General features: G+C 59.5%; 4 protein-coding genes. All 4 read right to left on the reverse strand.

All coding sequences use genetic code 11. The features are described from left to right. Positions 1 to 9 precede the first annotated feature (9 nt). Genes NED98_RS10610 through NED98_RS10625 form a run of 4 tightly spaced genes read right to left on the reverse strand, consistent with a single transcriptional unit; the run spans position 10 to position 18,934 of the window. Positions 10 to 14,298 (reverse strand): SPM autocatalytic domain-containing protein, encoded by a 14,289-nt coding sequence (locus NED98_RS10610; RefSeq protein WP_265312952.1) that lies wholly within the window; start codon positions 14,296 to 14,298, stop codon positions 10 to 12. Further along, complete coding sequence (locus NED98_RS10615; RefSeq protein WP_265312953.1) at positions 14,295 to 15,362, reverse strand: hypothetical protein; 1,068 nt, start codon at positions 15,360 to 15,362, stop codon at positions 14,295 to 14,297. Before NED98_RS10615 ends, NED98_RS10610 begins: the two co-directional genes overlap by 4 nt. Next, positions 15,359 to 16,777 carry an HlyD family type I secretion periplasmic adaptor subunit gene (locus tag NED98_RS10620; RefSeq protein ID WP_265312954.1) on the reverse strand — a complete coding sequence of 473 codons (1,419 nt, stop codon included), beginning with the start codon at positions 16,775 to 16,777 and terminating at the stop codon, positions 15,359 to 15,361. The genes NED98_RS10615 and NED98_RS10620 overlap by 4 nt, the downstream gene beginning before the upstream one ends. Before the next feature lie 3 nt (positions 16,778 to 16,780). Beyond that, positions 16,781 to 18,934 carry a type I secretion system permease/ATPase gene (locus tag NED98_RS10625; RefSeq protein ID WP_265312955.1) on the reverse strand — a complete coding sequence of 718 codons (2,154 nt, stop codon included), beginning with the start codon at positions 18,932 to 18,934 and terminating at the stop codon, positions 16,781 to 16,783. Between the last annotated feature and the right edge of the window lie 257 nt (positions 18,935 to 19,191).

Here is a 19,191-nt window from a genome sequence, read left to right on the forward strand (position 1 = left end):
TTCATTCTCCTAGATCGCCGGCGCTAGCTGGGCGGTTTCATCGACGACCGGTAGCGGCATTTGGGTGACCGCTCCAACCCCTTCCCCGGCGTGGAATCCCGCCATCGCAACAAGCAACCGGTTGAGGCCATCGGGCCCGCCTGCCTGGATGAACGCGACATTCCCCTGCCCGATCTCGTCACCCAGAAGATCCTGATCGCCGGCGTTCAGCGTGATGGCGCGACTGCCGCCAAGAATCGCGATCGCCTTGGCCAGCGGGTCCTGATCATCTTCGATGAAGGACGACCCGGACTGATCGGCAAAAGGCGCTTCATCGGAAGGCAGCCACACCGATGCCAATTTAGCCCCATCCGTCGCGCGGCCGGTTTCCGAAGCCGAGCTTCCAGCGTGGCTGGTTGCGTCGGACATGGAGGGTGAGGACAACGCGGCCGCATTCTTCTCACCTTGCACCCCCGCTCCCGGCTCGCTCGATCCGCTCGCGGTCGAGGGGGCGAAAGCCGTGTCTCCCGCGCTCCTCATGCTCATGGCAGAGTCGCCGTCCTCATAAGCCAGGAATACGTCGCCTATATCGCCCCCGGTGCCATTCGGCCTGACGAAATTGGAGCGGCCATAGGTGACGTTATCCGTAGCGCCGGCGATGGTCGCCCCCGTTTCATCGGATTCGAGCCGGATAGCGCTGATCTTGTTTTCTGCAAGACTGCTCAGTTCATCCGATTGGCTGATCCCATCCTGGTTCTTATCTTGCCAGATTTTGAATTTTGCAAATTCTCCATCCCCCAGATCGAAATATCCATTATTATTGCTATCATACGCTCGAAGGCCTTCGAGGCTGGACGCCGCGCCTGGGTAATCTGCCGAGAAATTGAACTCGCTGGAATTGTTTACTACCCCGTCCCCGTTCCGATCAAGCACGAGGAATCCGTCATCGCCGGAGACCCATCCGGTCCTTTCCTTCGAACCATTAGCATCCATATCGAAATAGACACTGGACGTCTGAAGCGACATCAACTCTATCCCATCTCCATCCAGGTCGAGAACGACCGGAGGAACAAAGGGGTCAACGCCTCCCGGTATTGTAAACAGATCCGGTGGATACGATCCCAAAACGATCGAGTTGACCGAGATGTTGCTAGAAAGCCCAGATCCATTTTTATCAGTTATCTTTATAGATATCACCGAAGAAGACGACCCTCCGCTTGGCGCATAAAAGTCAGTAGCCCAGATCGTGATCTTTCCCGGCTTTGTCGAGGACCAATCCAACTGCCAGCTTTGATTTGTCGACGTAAGGCTGGTTACGACGAACCCTGATGTATCATCCTCGTCTGAAACACCTATATCAAAACTAGTAAGGTTGTTCGAATATTGAACAGAGCTTGTGATATATGTAAGGTTTGGAGCATCATTCATGTCAGTTACAGATACGGTAGCGCCCACCAATGAACTAAGGCCGCCGCCATCAACAGCCGTCAGCTGTGGATAGTAGTAGCGAACTCCTTCGTAGTTTACCGACCCCTGCAACATAAGCTGGAACTGACCAGGATTGTTGGGAATTGGCCTCACAGAAAACATCGCGGTATCGTTGACGCTCATTGAGCTTACCCGGAATCGCGGTGACGGATCCGGATCGGTCCAGTTGATCGTTCCGATCGGCGTGAGGTTCGCGCCCGGACTATTCTCGGGCACGGAGAATTGGGTCGACGTGATCGTCGGCGCCTCATTCGTGTCCTCGATGTAGACGTCATAGCTGATCGGCGCGGAAAGGAGACCCCCGGGATCGCGCGCCTGCAAGGTGAGCGATGCGACCTTCGCTTCCAGAGCGCCATCGCTATCGACGTCATAGATGAACGCGGCGTTCGTTGCGCGCATCCAGTCCGCGGTGAAGTTGGCCCCAGCGAAGCGCAGCTCATTCCCGACGGTCGTGAACCAGCCGTTAGAGTTGCCGCCTGTGATCAGAAGCTCGGTCGACGTACCATCCGGATCGCTCATCGCGAAGCTCGCGATCGTCTGACCGGCGTGAGAGGCGCCACCAACGGTTTCGCTCCAGCGCACCTGTGTCGAAACCACCGGCGCGCTCGGCGCCTCATTCACGTTGGTGATGTCGATCGGGAAATCACGCACGACGAAATTGCCCGCCGCGTCGACCGCCTTGACCCGAACGGTGTAGTTCTTGCCCTGGGGCTGCTCATAGTCGAAGCCGCGATTGGCGATCAGCAGACCATCGGACCGCACCGAGAACTGGCCGCCGCCATCCATCCCGTCGGCGATGCTGTATGTCAGCGGCCCGCTTTCGGGATCGTCGGCCACGATCCATGCGATACCGCCGGTCCCAGTATTCTCCGGGAACGACAGTGCCCGGTCGGCGCGAAGGTTGACGGGCGCTTCGTCAACATCCTCGACGTAGAAATCGGTATAGACCGGTGACGAGGCGAGCGCCCCATCGGTCGCGCGCACGCCAACCTGCCCCATATATGCGCGGCGCTTGCCGTTGGGACCGGTGCTCACCGCATAGCCTGCGCCCTTTGCCCATTCGAAGTCGAAGTTCAGTCCGGCGTTGAACTTGACCTGGTTGCCCACGATCGAGAACCAGCCGTTCGGATTGCTGACGAACTCGAGCGCCGGGGTCGTCCTGTCCGGGTCGGAAAGCCCATAGCTGCCGAACACGATGCCCGCGTTTGCCGGCCGGCCGCCGAGGCCGGTCTCGGTGAACGTTTCAGCAGCCGTGGCGCCGGTCGGCGTGTTGGGCGTTTCGTTCACATTGTTGACCGTGACCGGCAAGCTGGCCGAACTTTGCAAGCCGCCAGCGTCCGTCGCGGTGACCGTCAGCGGCAAGGTATAATTCGGCCCCAATGCCTCATAGTCCGGGCTCGACGTCACCCGGACCACGCCCGCCGCATCGACCGACAGGCCGGAGCCCGCGTTCATCGTAAAGGTGGGGAGTTGCTCGACGACCGGCTGATACCAGCTAGTTGAGTACCCCTGCGCGTTTCCGTAATAGTTGAAGAACCGCATCAGCGCCTGATTGTCGGGCCTGGTATCGTTCCACCGGAAGGTGGTCGCGTCCTGCACCTTCTGTCCCGTCGCAACGTCATAGACGCCGCCCAGCATCCCCGCAGGCACCAGCGTCGAGCCCTGCGGCAGGACATAACCCTCGAAGCGATACCACTTCCCGGTCGTGAGCGTATTGACGACCGGATACATGAAATAGGGATTGGTATCATCGGCACCCGTGGTCGCGTTCTCGACCAGAGCCGGGCCCTCCGAGGTCACCCCCATGTAGATGCGCGTATCGGCCGCCTGATCGGGCCTCACATAGACGCTGAACTTATAGGCCTTCGTCGGATCGATCGTGAAGCTGTTGGAGTGGACGCCACCGCCGGCTTCGGTGTCGAACTGACCGGTCTGGAGCACGGTCACGCTGCCGCCTTGCGGCCCGGTCACGCCAGAGAGCCAGCGCGACTCGCCCATCCAGATCGATGACGCATTATAGTCGAAAGGATTGGTCTCCAATTGATCGGGATCGCTCGCGGTGAGCACACCGACCACCGTCCCAGGTGCGACATTCTCGTTGATGTTTGCAGGAGTAAGGACGGGCACGCTCGGCGCGCCATTGATCACGACGGGCAGCGACAGGATCGTGCTGGCGGCGGTCGCACCATTGGCGCTCTCGCGCGAGATCGCGGTGACCTGAAGCGCATTGGTGCCGGTGAGGTCCTGCGACCAGCCCGCTGGCGGGGTCAGTTTGAGCCCGCTGAGATCCGCGAGCGAGAAGAACCAGCTGCCATCGCTTTGCCGGTTGTTCGCCGCGGACACCGTCCCCGCGGTGTTCGAGAACGTGAACCCGACCGGGACCGCGCGCACCTCGATGCGATAGATCGCTTCCGATCCGTCATTGTCGGTCAGCTGCGGGATGATCGAGATGGGAATCGCCGTGCCGGCGTTTCCGCCCGGCGACGAGCCGGTGACCGTCGGCGCATCGGCGACCGGGGTGATCGTCACCGGCAGCCAGCGGTTGGAAGTCAGGCCGCCGCTGTCACGCGCATGCACCCACAGATATGCGGTACCGCTGGCATTGGCACGGCCACGGACGCTGACCGTCCCCGCCGCGGTCCCGTTAGTCGGCCAGGTTACGTTGATGCTGTCGAGCAGGCGGTTCGCACTAACGTCTTCGGTCGTGCTCCCGTCGGAGGTGACGAGCTTGACCCATTTCTCCAGTGTGCCGTTCGCATCGACGTCGTCGGAGAGGCGGAAGTCGAGGTTGAACTCGCTGCCCGGCGCGCTTCGCGCATCCTCGGCCCAACCCGCCGCCAGCTGCGCGGCATTGTTGAACAACAGGCTCGGCGCCTCATTGGCCGACCAGAAGTTGTCCCAATGCTGCTTGAACGTCAGGCCATCGATCTTGATCGTCGTATTCTGGTACAGGGCATCGAACTGCGCCTGGGTCGTCGGACGGACGACCCCGCCCTCGTTGACGAACCGATCCATCGTCCCGGCGAGATTGCCGATCGCCAGGTTCTTGGTCCTGGTATCGCCGGCAACCACATAGGACACATTCGCGCGCTGACTGGCGCTGTTGATCTTGAAATCCTTGAGCCGGACGCTGCCGTCGGTTCCCGATCCGCCCAATACGGTCACGAGGATATCGTTGGTGTTGGACCAGGTAAACCAGAGGTTGCTGTTGGTGATCGTGCCGGTGAACCCGAGCACGTCGACATCGCTGGTCAGCGACCCGGTCTGGTCGATCGTGTCATTGCCATCGCCGCGCGCAAAGACGAACGCGTCATTGCCAGCACCGCCGAGCAGCAGGTCGTCGCCGGTCCCGCCCTCGAGCCGGTCATCGCCCGCGCCGCCTGACAATGTGTCATTGCCGGACCCGCCGAACAGCTGATCGGTGCCATTGCCGCCGGTCAGCGTGTCGTTCCCGCCATCGCCCCACAACATGTCATTGCCGTCGCGGCCGTCGATCACATCATTGCCGCCATCGCCCCAGATGCTGTTCGCGCCGGCGTCACCCGCCAGGTCATCGGCCTGGGCGGTGCCATAGAGATTTTCGATACCGATATAGGTATCACCTGCCGCCGCGCCGGTATTGCGCGCACCGTTCTGAAGGTCTGCCGTTACCCCGGCCGTCGCGACAACACCACGCGCGCTCCAGTAATAGGTCGCGCGGTCGACGCCGGCACCGCCATCGAGCGTGTCCGCACCATCGCCGCCGGCAAGCTCGTCATCATTCTCGCCGCCACGAAGAATGTCGTTGCCGGCATTTCCATAGAGGGTGTCGTTGCCCGCACCGCCATCAAGCGTGTCGTTGCCGGCGCCTGCATCGATCGTGTCGTTGCCGTCTTCGCCATAGAGCGTATCGTCGGACGCATCGTCGGTCTCGATCAGCAGATCGTCGCCAAACCCGCCGTACACGATATCACCGCCGGCGCCACCGTAGAGCTGGTCATTGTCGTCGCCGCCATAGAGCCGGTCGACGCCGGCGCCGCCGCGCAGGATATCGTCGCCGGCACCCCCATAAAGCTCGTCCTGGCCGGCACCGCCCTCGAGCGTATCGTTCCCGGCCTCGCCGGCGAGCATGTCATCGCCATCGAGCCCGTAAATCGTGTCGTTGCCGTTGCCGCCGTAGATCAGGTCACGACCCGTATCGCCGGTCAGCGTATCGCCCGCCGTGGTTCCATAGATATAATCGTCACGGTCGGCGATGTAGATACGCTTGTTCTGCGTGAGGCTGATGCTGTTCGCCAGGCCGCCGCGATCCTTCACGGTGATCGCGACATCGACATAGCGCTTGCCGGTACCCGCCTCGACGCTCGCGGCTTCGTAATCAAGCGCGGCGCCGGCGCGCAGCCGGAGCTCGTTGCCGTTGACGATTTCGAACCGGCTGTCGGTGAGCGAATAGACGAAGCTTTCGCCGGCGATCGCAAGATCGGGATCGACTGTCGAGAGGAGTCCCAGCGAAATCGCCGGCAACGGCGCGCCGAGCATCGGGTGATCACGCTCGTCGATCGTTGGGCTGGTGAAGTTGATTGCGCTCGGTGCCTCATTGGTATCTTCGATGCCGATCGTCACCGAGACCGGCGCCGAAGCAAGCGCGCCATCCCACGCTTCCAAGGTGGCGGTGAACTCGATCTCCTTCAGCCCGTCGCCATCGCGGTCGACTAGCACTGCGCCCGACGCCTGTGCCAGCGTCTCGAAGTCGGGCGCATAACCCGGCGCGAAGGTAAGCTTGTTGCCGGAGATCGCGAACACCCCAGCCGGCGCGCTCTTGATCCGCAGCGTCGGCAACGTGCGGTCGGGATCGGTGAGACTGAAGGTCGCGATGACCGTCCCGCCGATCGCCGGTGCACCTGACGCGGGCTCCGACACGAGGGTGACCGCGCCACCGACAAGCAAAGGCGCATTGGGCGCTTCGTTCACGTCGACTACACCGACGGTGAACGTGATGTCGCGATGATCCATGCCATCGTCGACCCGCACATTGACGGTCGCCTTGTCTGCGGTCTCGTAGTCGAGCAGCGCTCCATCCCTGACTGTCAGCACACCCGATGCGCTGATCGCGAAAGGACTGTTCACATCGAGAATGGAGAAAGCGAAGCTGTTGCCTTCGGGATCGACCGCGGTCAGCGCGCCGACGGGAGACCCCGCCGCAGCGTTTTCAGCGATGTTGAGCGTCGGAATGACGCCGAACCGGGGTGCGTCGTTCACGCCGGCAAGGTTCACGGTGAACTTGGCGGTGCCGACCTGGTTGTCGGCATCCTTCACGAACAGCGAGAAGCTGTCCGTCCCAAAATAATCGGCGTCAGGCGTATAGACCCATGCGCCGGTCGTCGCGTTGACGGTGATCGTGCCATGTCCTGCCTGGGTCGTCACGCCATAGCCGGTGATATTCTCGTCATGATCGATCGCAGCCAGTGTCCCCGACAGCGCGACATCCTCAACGCCCGCGAGCGTTTGATCGGCGATTGAAGGAACGGCTTTGCCGCTTTTCCACCACAAAGTGTCGCGCCAGGTCGCAATTGAAGCCGGAATGTCGGCAACCGTATCGGGCTTCCAATCGACGTCATTAGTCATCGCTTCGATCAGTGAGCCGGTATAACTCTCACCTCCCGCATATTTAAGGAATATGGAGCCATCAGAAGCTACGATCTCTCGGATCAGACTCGGGCTGTTCTGCGCAAAGAAATTTGGAATCCAGATTCCGGTATCAGCGCCGATAATGCCGATATCGAGACCATCCTCAACCCGGCTCAGCCAAACCCGGTCGGCCGTTATGCCATCCAATACGACGCGATTTGAGCCTTCAGCGTCAGTAATACTATCCCAGCCGCTGTCTTCATCGAATACATAGGTATCCGCACCAGCACCGCCTTCGAGGGTATCATCGCCTGTCCCTCCCGACAGAATATCGTCCCCATCTCCGCCCAGAAGCCAGTCACTGCCGCGGCCGCCAACCAATCTATCGGCGCCGGCTTCTCCGTAAAGAACGTCGTCGGAATCATCGCCGGAAAGCACATCGTCCCCCAGCCCACCCCATAAGGTGTCGGCGCCAGCTCCACCGTTCAGCGTATCGTCGCCATCGTCGCCATAGAGCGTATCATTGCCTTCACCACCCGCGATAAAGTCTCGCCCCGCGCCGCCGTGCACATCAACGTCATCGCCTACGCCAGCGTCGATATTGTCGTCGCCATCGCCACCGCGGATGACATCGACACCCGCGCCGCCGAGGATGACGTCATCGCCGCCTGCGCCATCAAGCGTGTCGTCGCCATCAAGGCCAACGAGTACGTTGGCGCGCGCGTCTCCCGTGAGCGTGTCGGCCAGTTTCGACCCGGTGACATTCTCGATCGTCGAGACGCCGTTGGCATCGGCGACAATCACGTCGCCGGCTGCATCGCCGCCACTCGCTGTTCGGGTCGCGAGGTTGATCGATACAGCAGCGGATGAGCCGACATAACGGATCGTGTCGCCACGCAAGCCGGTCGACGTAACGAGGCCCGCGGTCTGGGAATCCGATCCACCGTTGAACTGATCGGCACCAACACCTCCCTCGAGGACATCGTCCCCGTCGCCGCCCAGCAGGATATCATTGCCATTGTACCCCGACAGAACGTCATTGCCGGCACCCCCATCGAGCGTATCCGCCGACGTCGTGCCGATAAGGAAGTCGTCGTTGGCCGACCCGATGGTGGTTCCTGCCGCTCCAATCACCATCGACGTCAGCGAAACGGTCAGGCCATCGGCAAGCTGGATACTCTCGACCATCGCATCCGAGGTCAGGTAGAAATCCTTGACCGTGAGAGTCTGCGCGCTGTTTGCAATGACGAGATCGTTCGATACCCTCGAGAAAGTGAGGTTGGAGAGACTGAGCGTACCGCCAATCTCGATCAGATCATCGCCGCCGGAACCGGCCAGTACACTGGTGCCGTTCATTACGCGATCGACGATTACCTTGTTGCCCGTGCCAGGCTCGAACACGTAGATATCGTTGCCGGCACCGCCATAGAGCGAGTCCGTACCGTTTGCCCCATCGAGCACATTGTCGCCGGCGTCGCCGTAAAGCGCATCATTGTAATTGGAGCCGGTCAGATTCTCGATCGACTCGAAGGTGTCGCCGGCCGCGTCGCCGGTATTCGTCCCTTGTGCCGCATTGAGGAAGACGGTCACGCCGGCAGTCGCCGTCGTGTAGTTTGCGGTGTCGGACCCCGAGCCTCCAAACAGCTTGTCCGCGCCTGCCCCGCCGATCAGCGTGTCATCGCCATCGCCACCGTATAGAATATCCTCGCCAGCCGCACCGTCGATTTTGTCCGCACCGCTGTTACCGGCCAGGATATCACCGTTGACGCTGCCGGTAATCGTATCGTCGCCCGCGCCCCCGGTTGCCCAATTTCCGAGCGTGCTACCGGACACGACCGTATTGACCAAGATCGTGTCATTGTTGTCGTAACCGGTTCCGATCCGCCGACCAACGAGTGTGACAGTCCCGACATTGACGAACGAGAAATTCTCGATCGGCGGGCCCGCACCGACATACCAATCCTTGATCGTAATTCGGTCCGCAACTTCGCCGAATCGATCAATATTCGACCCGGAAGGAGTTACGGCGATCTGGAGATCGTTACCGTTACGCACGAAAACGAGGTCCTGAATATCGATACCTACACCAAATTCGATCGTATCATTTCCCGAATTCTTGTAGAGACTGCCGGTGGTCGCCGGTACCCACCGCACCAGCTTACGAGCACCACCCGCCTCGGTATAATCATAATTTCCGTTCCAAATGATACCGTTGTAATAAACGGTACCGTTCTTGGTGACTTGTCCGGTCGTCTGGTCAAATACATAACCGTTTACATAACCACCATCCTGCCACACGGTTTCCCATGTCCCAGATAGATCATCGATAAATGTATCTTGCCCGTCGCCTCGATCATATTTGAAAATATCATCACCAGCGCCACCGATGACTTCATCCGAGCCGCGCCCCCCGGAAAGAATGTCATTACCTGCCCCTCCAAGAACCGTATCGAACCCATCATCGCCGGAAACGAAATCATTGCCATTGCCGCCGAGCACAAGATCGTTGCCCTGGCCGCCGAAGACGCCATCATTGTCGTCGTTACCCGCAATCAGATCGTTGCCGGCTCCGCCGGATCCGAAATCGTCGCCGTTGAGCCCAAAGATCTGATCATCCCCGTCGGCGCCGTACAGGAAATCATTGCCCGCGGTTCCGATCAGCACGTCGTTGCCGCTCGTTCCCGCCTGGAAACTCATGAAGTTCCCGACGTGGATCTCGTCGCCGTTGGCAAAGCGCAGCCATTCGATCCGCCGGGTCCCTTCGAACCAATCCTTGACGGTGATCTGATCGTCGCCAATCTGCCAGGTCCCGTCGGGTCGCAGGATGCGGATGATCATGTCGTTGCCCGGCGCCCCGACATAGCCCGAGCGCACCAGCACCAGGTCCTTCACCGTGATCCCGGCACCAAAGCTGATCGCGTCCTCGCCGCCCTTGGTCGACCCGTCGACCAGAAACTCGCCGCCGCCCGACCAGTTCTTCTGGAGCACGCCGCTGGTCCGGTCGCGCACCGCTTGGCCGATGCTGTCCCCGGTGACGCCGGGGGTCGCATTGGGGTCGTCGGCGTCGAAATAGATATCCTGCCCGTCGCCGCGGTTGAAGACATATTGATCCGAGCCAGCGCCACCACGAATGATCGTCTCATTACCCGTGCCGGCATTCAGGATGTCGCCGCCGGCTCCGCCATAGAGCTCGTCGACGCCATCGCCACCTGTCAGCCAGTCGGACCCGATCGAGCCGTAAAGCTTGTCATTCCCAGCCCCGCCGTCGAGATAGTTGCCGTTACCACCGTTAACGCTCAGCGCAGCTGTGGTCGAAACAGAGCCATCGGCGACGCTGCCCGCATAAAGCTTATCGTCGCCCTCGCCGCCCAGCAGCCAGTCGTCAAGCCTGCCGCCAACCAGCGTGTCGTTGCCCGCTCCACCGAGGACATTATCACCCCGATCTGAAGCGTAGACGAGGTCCGCGCCGTCACCCGCCTCAACGAGTGCCGCAATTTGGATCGCCAAATCTGAGGTGCTATGTGCGGCGCCATTAACGACAAGCCCGGCATTGCGCGACCCTTGTTGCCCCAGAACCATGTTGCCCCGGAGGTCAATAAAGTCACCGTTCGCGGAACCAACAATCTTTGTCTGGCCAGTTACATCGATCGTATCCTGGTACTCACGCCCAGCGCCTCGGACGCGTCTGTACGGTAAGCTGCTAGATGCCTCGACCCCGAAATCGACCGACATACCGGCCGCGGTGATTCCCCATTGCTCAAGAAAATAGCCGAAGCCGCCAAACCAGTCCGACTCGGCGCGACGATTCAAACCAAGCTCATTTGCTCGCGCGAATACAATCGCCCACTCTGCAGCGAACTTTGTCGTCGGATCGGAAGCGATAAGAGAGAGAACCGACGAGGATGCGGCTAGAAATTGCTCGTAGCGTGCGCCAGCGGCAAGATTCCCGAGTACAATATTAGCATCAAAATTTTCAGGATCTACTCCTGGAAGTTTGATTCCGTTGTAGAATGCTCTCTTTAGAATTACACTGCCGCCCATCAACTGAAAATCTGAGTCGGTCAGCGCGGTATATGTGCCAAAATTGATGAGTTTTTCGGCCGCGCTCTTACCAGTATATCGCTTGGTAATAGCCGCCTCGTCCGTGGTCGAGTAAGGCCGGTAGACAAAATCTGATTTTCGAGTTCCGTAGTTTCCAGATTGCACTTTATCCGGATTGGACAGGATCCCTCCCGTCATAGACAGCACCGAGTTGAGCGTTGCGGCAACCGAGCTGGCAACACTTATCGCTGCATCCCGCGATCCGCCCTTCCGACTATACGAATTCGCTACTTCGAACGACCCCGATTCAGGATCCCAAAGAACGTCCGCACCAGATCGCGGAGTCCCGCCAAAAACCGAACCGATCAACCCTCCGACGATAAATCCTACGAATGCTCCCGCGAGCGCACCTACCGGACCCGCCCATGCTCCAAGCTTAACGCCCAGCAGACTTGCTTCAGCGCCCGTTCCCACAACGGAAGCGACTGCGAGAATAGAACCCGCTGAACTTCCAAGAGAGCTGCCGATTTGACCCCCGACCGTATCGAAGTGAACGAGTTCACTCGCAAGTTTGGTTCCAAGGAACGAAGCCCCCGCATTCGCGAGTCCCGCGCCAACTCCCGCAAATGGGTTCGCCGCCCCTTGTAGAAGATTTTGCGCCACGGTCGATATTACGCTGTTCAGCCCCGTCTGGAGCACCTGCCCCGGAATTCCGTCGAGCCCAATTTCATTTACAAGTGAAGCTATCAGGTAAGATGATGCCGCACCAATCAAGTTACCCGCGAACTCAGTATCAATATTCGCCAAAACTTCGTGGTTGGTGAGCGGAAGCGTCCACCCTCCTCCATTTGTAATCACCTCAAAGGTATTTTCGAGCAACGTTGCCAAAGTACCGCTAAGCGCAATTTTTCCGACAGCGCTTTGCCCAAGAATATTTCCGAGTGTCGACCCGAAGGACGCCCCCAACGCACCAGCGGTATCGATCCGCTTAGCCCTTGCCAACTCGCCGTTCAATACGACCGCCTGCGCTCCCCCAGGAAGACGGCTTCGACGAATACCGTTACTGTCTGGCTCCTCGATCCCAGTAAAATCGGTATATTCGGACCATACTCGCTTGATCGCTGCGTCAGAAGTGACGTCGTAGCGCTCAATTTCCCGCCCCTGCTCGGTGACGATCGACACCGTGAAGCTGCCGTCCTGATTCTGCTGGAGAATAGCTGTGCGGTTAGGCGCGAGCTGAACGTGCGTCTGCTCGGGATTGCACAGGGCCTCGTTGTGAACGCGGTTTCCATCGGCAATGTAAGTCGGGTGAGGCTCAACCGCGATACTGTAAACGTCAACGGCTCCGGGAATGAAATCGGTCCATTCCACAGCCGCGACCCCCTCAGCAGTCGCCAGCAAGTCTCCGGCATGAAGGTCTCCAGCCGCGCGGAAAGTTCCATCCGCCAAAGCGAACTCGTGGTCGGGGGTGGCGTTGAACAAATTTGTTCGAATCATTCCGCCAGCTGTAAGCTGCCGAAAGCCACTGACTCGCCCTGCAACGAGAGTTCCAGAGGCAGCTTCCGCCACGGGAAAGCAGAGCACCTCGTCGCCGACTTTCAGACTCTCAATCGATCGAGTCGAGCCATCCGGCAGCGCAATCTGGGTTCCAGCCGGAAAACAGGTTGGGACAAAATGCCTAGCTAATGCAGGTTGCGCCTCAAGCGCTTCTGTCACCGTACCGTCGACAAGAAAGTTACGCGCCTGAACCGCACCAATCGAATCAAACTGCCCTTCCATGGCGCCGCCCGGGCCAAAAAGCAGTCCCATGCGATAATAAAATAGGGCAACATCCGCCTCGGTCGGCGTTGCCCCAGATCTCAAAAGCGCATCGGTGATAGAATGTAGATATCCGTTTATGACAGAAACGTGACCCTTTATGTTCCAAGAGGAGAAGATCTCAGATGAAACATTGCTATCAAGAATTTCTTGCCTAAACTTTCCATACAGAGAATCAGAATATATAAATGTCTTAAATGTTGGATCGCTGAATGGCGAAGAGAATCCAAGATCTCGCAATATTTCGTCTACTATCAGCGGATTGTCTTTAATAGAATCACGTATCGTGCGTGAAAACTCGTACTGCACGAATTGATACGAGTTTAGAACCCCCTCAATTGTCATGCGCGGAGTTGGAACAGGCGATTCTGCTCCAAAATGAATTAGCGCTCCATCGAATTCGAAGTTGGCTATATCGGCCTGGCTCCCCGTACCAAGCCTTTTCAAGGTATCTAGCCCGAGTCCAAACGGGTCTGTCGAAAATTCTATTCCATTGTGATTCTTTGAAAATTCGCTTCCGTATTTCTTTGATAAGTCATATGACTGATCGACGGCGACACCTATTCCCTCCCTGAAATTTGATGATTTTATCGCATTAAATATTCCGTATGCGCCTTTTCCATACCCGACAAAATCAGACAGCGTGTTTAAAACATTCAATACCGGGGCCAGAGTCTCGTCGAAGCCCTGCGATAATCCGTCTATATGTGCCCTGATCGAATTCTCATATGGAGGATCTGATTTTAGCTCGAACGATGTGAAATTTATTCTTAGATTTTTGTCACTTTGATACAGCGCCCCATAGGAATATCCCAATGACTCTTTAGCAAACTGGTCAACCGGTCCAAGAAGTGTCGATTCTAACAACGGTGCATTGAATGAAATCGAGTTTGCGCCAGTGAGCGTCGAGTAAGCCTTTGCAAGTAGTCCGCCATTGTAAGCGCCAACAAGATCGACTCGAGCCGTGGGGTCCACGGCGAGGATCTGCTTCCGAATGGAATCGACGTACGTAAGGGTCGCCGCATAATCTCTTGACAGCGCTCCATTACTCCCGCGCGAAATCGGCGTTAAAAAATCTCCAGACCCGATCGAAATTAAATATTGATGACTGTCATTTGCGCTGCGAACTGCAATAACGCTCGACCTGAATGCACCGCCAAGCTCTTGACTTGCCGTTAGATTGAATTCCGACCGGACCGAGTTCATCGCCGTCGAATAAATATTTGAGAATGTAGATATTGATGAAATATTTTGAACGCCCTCAATATTGAGCGATATTTTATCAGCAGGCAAATTCATTGCCGAGAGGTCAGCAGTTCGCGACGCGAGATCCCGAACGGTTTCAGCTTTAATCGGCTGGGTCATTTACGCTCCCCCATCGCTTCCTCAAATATTCTTTTTGATTTCCCGCTGACCAGGAAAAGTAGTCCGTCTGATTGACGCCAAACGAGAATCGGCGGCCCGTTCTCTGAAATATCGATGACGTTCTTATCGTCGATCTTTAACTTCCCAATGCACTTCGTCCAAATCATGGTATCTGCGCCGCGTGTGGAGCAATCTGGATGATTGATCGATATCGCCGCCGTTGCCTCCGCCGCACCTCCTCCGTCGCCGGATATTTGCCACACGCGGTTTCCGCTATAGTCAAGAAAGCGTGGCACGAGCTGCACTGCCGCCGCCTTTTCGCTGCTCTGGAAATGCTGACCGCAGTCGATGCCGATTCCTTTTCTCTGCAAACCGATCATGATGTCGCGGAAATGCGCGATATCGCATATTGCTATTACTCTACTTGATTGGCCTGAAAGCCATTTCCAGAGTGGGTGTGAGCGTGTAGCCGGCATGCCTGTGTTGGATTCGGGTAGGAAAACTAGTTCGACAAATGGTGCAAAGACAGGCAACGCGCGATAGTCGGCCGGTCCGTCTGGTCGCCCTTCCTTTTGATCTGCCAGGCGTTGAACGCTGAATTTAGTGATGGTATAGTTGTTGCTGAGCGACTTTGGGACTTTTACTGAAACGCTGCGAACAAACCAAGTAGCCCGACGACCGTGATCTTCTAACACTATTACGGGCGGATCAGCCTCCAGCTGATTTGCTGACCGCTTGGCATAGGTGGGTGGGCATGGGGCGCCGCGATAGAGCCAGTCCCAAGAAAGGGTTAGACCGAGCGGGCCACTACCGCCAGTCCGAACGGTTTTCTCGTCAAGGGCCCTATTGGCAACGCCAAACGGTTGAGGCCCAAGATCCATGCAGCGATATTCAACCCAGGCCGACCCAACCTTGCCACCCGCCAAATACATCATTTCAATGTGATAACCCAAAGCATCGGTGGCGGATGCCTTGCAGCCAACGAGGACGGAGAGCGCCGAGATCGCCAGTCCAACACGAGCTAAGCTCCGGCGACTGATCTGTGTCGATTTTATTCGCGTCACCTTTCTCTCCCCGCCTCATTCACCCGCCGCTCGATCGGGCTCAACAAAAAGTCGATCACTCGCCGCTCCGATGTCCTGATTTCGGCGCTGGCCTGAAGCCCAGGCGAAACATCCAGCGGCGCGCCGCCACCGGTCGGATGATTGTCGAGGATCGCTACCCGCGCCTGATAGACAGGCCCCAGCTTCTCATCCTGGATAGCATCGCGGCTGACCCACATGAGTTTGCCTTCCAGCGTCCCGTAGCGCGTGAACGGAAACGCCTCGAGCTTCACCGTCACGGGCTGCCCCGCACGCACGAACCCGATGTCGCGATTGAGCACCTGCGCCTCCACGATAAGCTGAGCGTTGCTCGGCACCACCACCAGGATCGGATCGGCGGGCTTCAGCACCGAGCCCTCGCTTGTCACCGCGATTTGCTGCACCGTCCCGTCAACCGGCGCCCGGACGATCTGCAAGCCTGTCCGCTGAGTCGCCTTGACCAGTTCCTCACGTGCGACCCGCACCTCCGCGTCCGCCTTGGCGAGGTCGGCCAGCGTTTCGCGGATCGCCTGCGAGCGCACCTCGGCCAGCTGCTGGCGCACCCCGGCGAGGCTTGCCGCGGCCTTGCGCTGGTTCTGCACCTCGACCCCGATCCGGCGTTCATGGTCGACGCGCTGTTGATCGAGCTCGAGCTGGCCGAGGCGCGACGCATAGCCCTTGTCGGTCAGCACACGGCGTTTGTTCGCCCGCTCGGTGAGAAATGGTAGGGTGTCGCGCAGCCGCGCGATTTCGGCGCCCGACGCGGCACGCGAAGCCTCCGCCTCCCCCGCCTGTTCCTGGAGCGTCTGCGCCTTGGCGCGGAGTTCAGCCAGCCGGCTATCGATCAGCTGGCGCTGTACGGCGACGATGTCGCCAGACACGCCTTCTGGTGGCACGAAGTTCGCCGCGCCGCCGTGCAATGCATTGAGGATTGCGCGCGACCGTGCGGCATCCAGCCCCGCGGTCTGCAATTTGGCGAGCGCCTGCTCGCGCTCCGCGCCGGTCGCGGTCGGATCCAGCGTGACCAGCGGCTGACCGCGCCGCACCGTCTGGCCGTCGTGGACGAGGATCGAGCGCACCACCCCACCATCGGCAGACTGGACGAGCTTGTTGCGTCCCGCCGCGATCACCTTGCCCGGCGCGACCGCCACGACATCGATCTTCGCGACGATCGACCAGACAAGTGCAAGCGCGAGAAAAACAATCAGCGACCACAGGATAATGCGCCCGAGCGGATTGGGCGGGGTCTCAACGACCTCCAGCGCCGCGGGCAGGAAATCGGTCTCCGACCATGCCTTGCGCGATTTCAGCCGCTCGGTTTCGAGCGCCCAGCTGTCGCGCAGTACGCGCCAGTGCCTTGCCCACCCGCCTTCGATTCCATCCGCGTGGCTGGCCATGGCTCAGGCGACCTCCAGTTCGGCGAGGCCCATCTGCCTGTTGTACATTTGCGCGTAGCGGCCCCCCTGGCGCAGCAGTTCCGCGTGGGTTCCCGCCTCGGTGATCTCGCCCGCCTCGACCGAAACGATGCGGTGGCATTGCCGCACCGCCGACAGGCGGTGGGCAATGATGATCACGGTCCGGCCTTCGGCGATCCGCCTGAGGTTACGCTGGACAATTTCCTCGCTCTCCGCGTCGAGCGCCGACGTCGCCTCGTCGAGGATCAGGACGCGCGGGTCGCCGATCAGCGCGCGCGCGATCGCGATACGCTGTCGTTGCCCGCCCGACAGGTTCGCGCCGCGCTCGTCGATCCGCGTGTCATAGCCTTCGGGCAGTTCGAGGATAAAATCGTGCGCGCCGGCGAGCGTTGCCGCCGCCATGACGCGCTCCATCGGCCGGCTCGGGTCGGCGAGCGCGATATTCTCGCGCACCGTGCGGTTGAACAGAATGTTCTCCTGCAACACCACCCCGACCTGTCGCCGCAGCCACGCCGGATCGACCAGCGCGAGATCGACTCCATCGACCAGCACTCGGCCTTGCTCTGGGACGTGCAGCCGCTGAATGAGCTTGGTCAGCGTGGATTTGCCCGATCCCGACGGACCGACAATGCCGATCATCTCGCCCGGTGCGATGTCGAGGTCGATCCCGCGCAAAACCTCCGGCCCGTTGGCGCGATAGCGGAACCGCACCTTGTCGAGCCGGATCCGCCCCTTGATCGCGGGAAGCGCCGAACGCGACGGCGCCGCGGGCTCAGGCGGCGCGTTGAGGATGTCGCCGAGCCGATCGACCGCGAGACGCGCCTGCTGAAAATCCTGTGCGAGTTGGGCGATGCGCAACACCGGCTGGGACACGCGCCCCGCCAGCATATTGAACGCGACCAGCATCCCGACCGTCAGATCGCCGGCGATGACCGCACGCGCGCCGAAGAACAGGATCGCGACCGTCGTCAGCTTCGAGACCAGCTGGATCGCCTGGCTGCCCCAATTGCCGAGCATCGCCGCGTCAAAGCCCGATCCCACATAGCCGGCGAGCTGTCGCTCCCACCGGTTCTGCATCTGCGGCTCGATCGCCATGGATTTGAGCGTCTCGATCGCGGTCACGCTCTCGACGAGGAACGACTGGTTCTCAGCATGACGCTTGAATTTCTCGTCGATCCGCCGCCTGAGGCCAGGCAGCACCGCGAGCGAAATGCCGATGTACAGCGGGATGCTGATCAGCACGATCAACAGCAGCTTCGGCGAATAGAGATACATCACCGCAAGGAAGATCACGGTGAACAGGAGGTCGAGGACCAGCGTCACCGCGTTCGAGGTCAGGAAGGTCCGGATCGTCTCCAGCTCGCGCACGCGCGCCACGGTATCGCCAACCCGACGGCTGCCGAAATAGCTCATCGGCAGGCTCTGCAGATGCCTGAAGAGGCTTGCGCCGAGCTCGACGTCGACCCGGCTGGTGGTATGCGCGAACAGATATTGACGGAGGCCCGACAGCAGGGTCTCGAACGTGAACATGCCGACCATGCCGATCGCCAGCACCTCGAGCGTGGTCAGCGATTTGTGAACCAGCACCTTGTCGATCACGACCTGGAAGAAGATCGGGGAGATCAGGCCGAGGATCTGGATGAAAAGCGACGCGAGCAGCACCTCGCCGAGCAATCGGCGGTAGCGGACGAGCGCTGGAATGAACCAGCTGACATCGAACTTTCGGCGGACCCCGGCGATGCTCTCGCGCGTGGTCAGCAGCAGATAGCGGCCGGTAACCTCGCCAAGAAAGGCCGCACTGTCCTGTTCACCGACCTTGCCCGATACCGGATCCTGCACCAGCACCCGATCGCCTTCGATCTTGCCGACGAGGAGAAATCCATCCGGTGTCTCGGCGATCGCCGGAAGCGGCGCCCGGGACAATGCGGCCCATTCTAGCAGCGTAATCCTTGCACGCACGCCGTCGCGCTTCGCTAGCCTTGCGAGGTCGTCGATGCTCGATGGATCGCCGTGTCCAAGCTGATGACGCAGCTGGTCCGCATCCGCGGAGCGCTGGAGAAAGCCGAGCATGATCACCAGCGCGGCAAGGCCGCTATCTCCAGACGCGCTGGTCTCGCGCCCTTCCCCCGTCGACGCCATTGTAGATCCGATACTTTGGCCTCTCAGGAATAAAAGGCCGCAACCCCTGTATGATGAACTGAAAATTGCACGAACGTTACCATCCGGCAATGCAGAAAATTCACAAATTTAAGCCATTTTGGAGCGATCGGCCATCCAGACCGAATCGCGCCGATGAATCGCGGTCGGATGGGCGATGAGATCACGGAACCTGCTCTTAAAACGGGATTTCGGCCCGCGGGTCGGCAGCCAGCCCCCGGCCCCGCACCGAAAAATCG

Source organism: Sphingomonas lycopersici, from assembly GCF_026130605.1.
GTDB lineage: Bacteria > Pseudomonadota > Alphaproteobacteria > Sphingomonadales > Sphingomonadaceae > Sphingomonas > Sphingomonas lycopersici.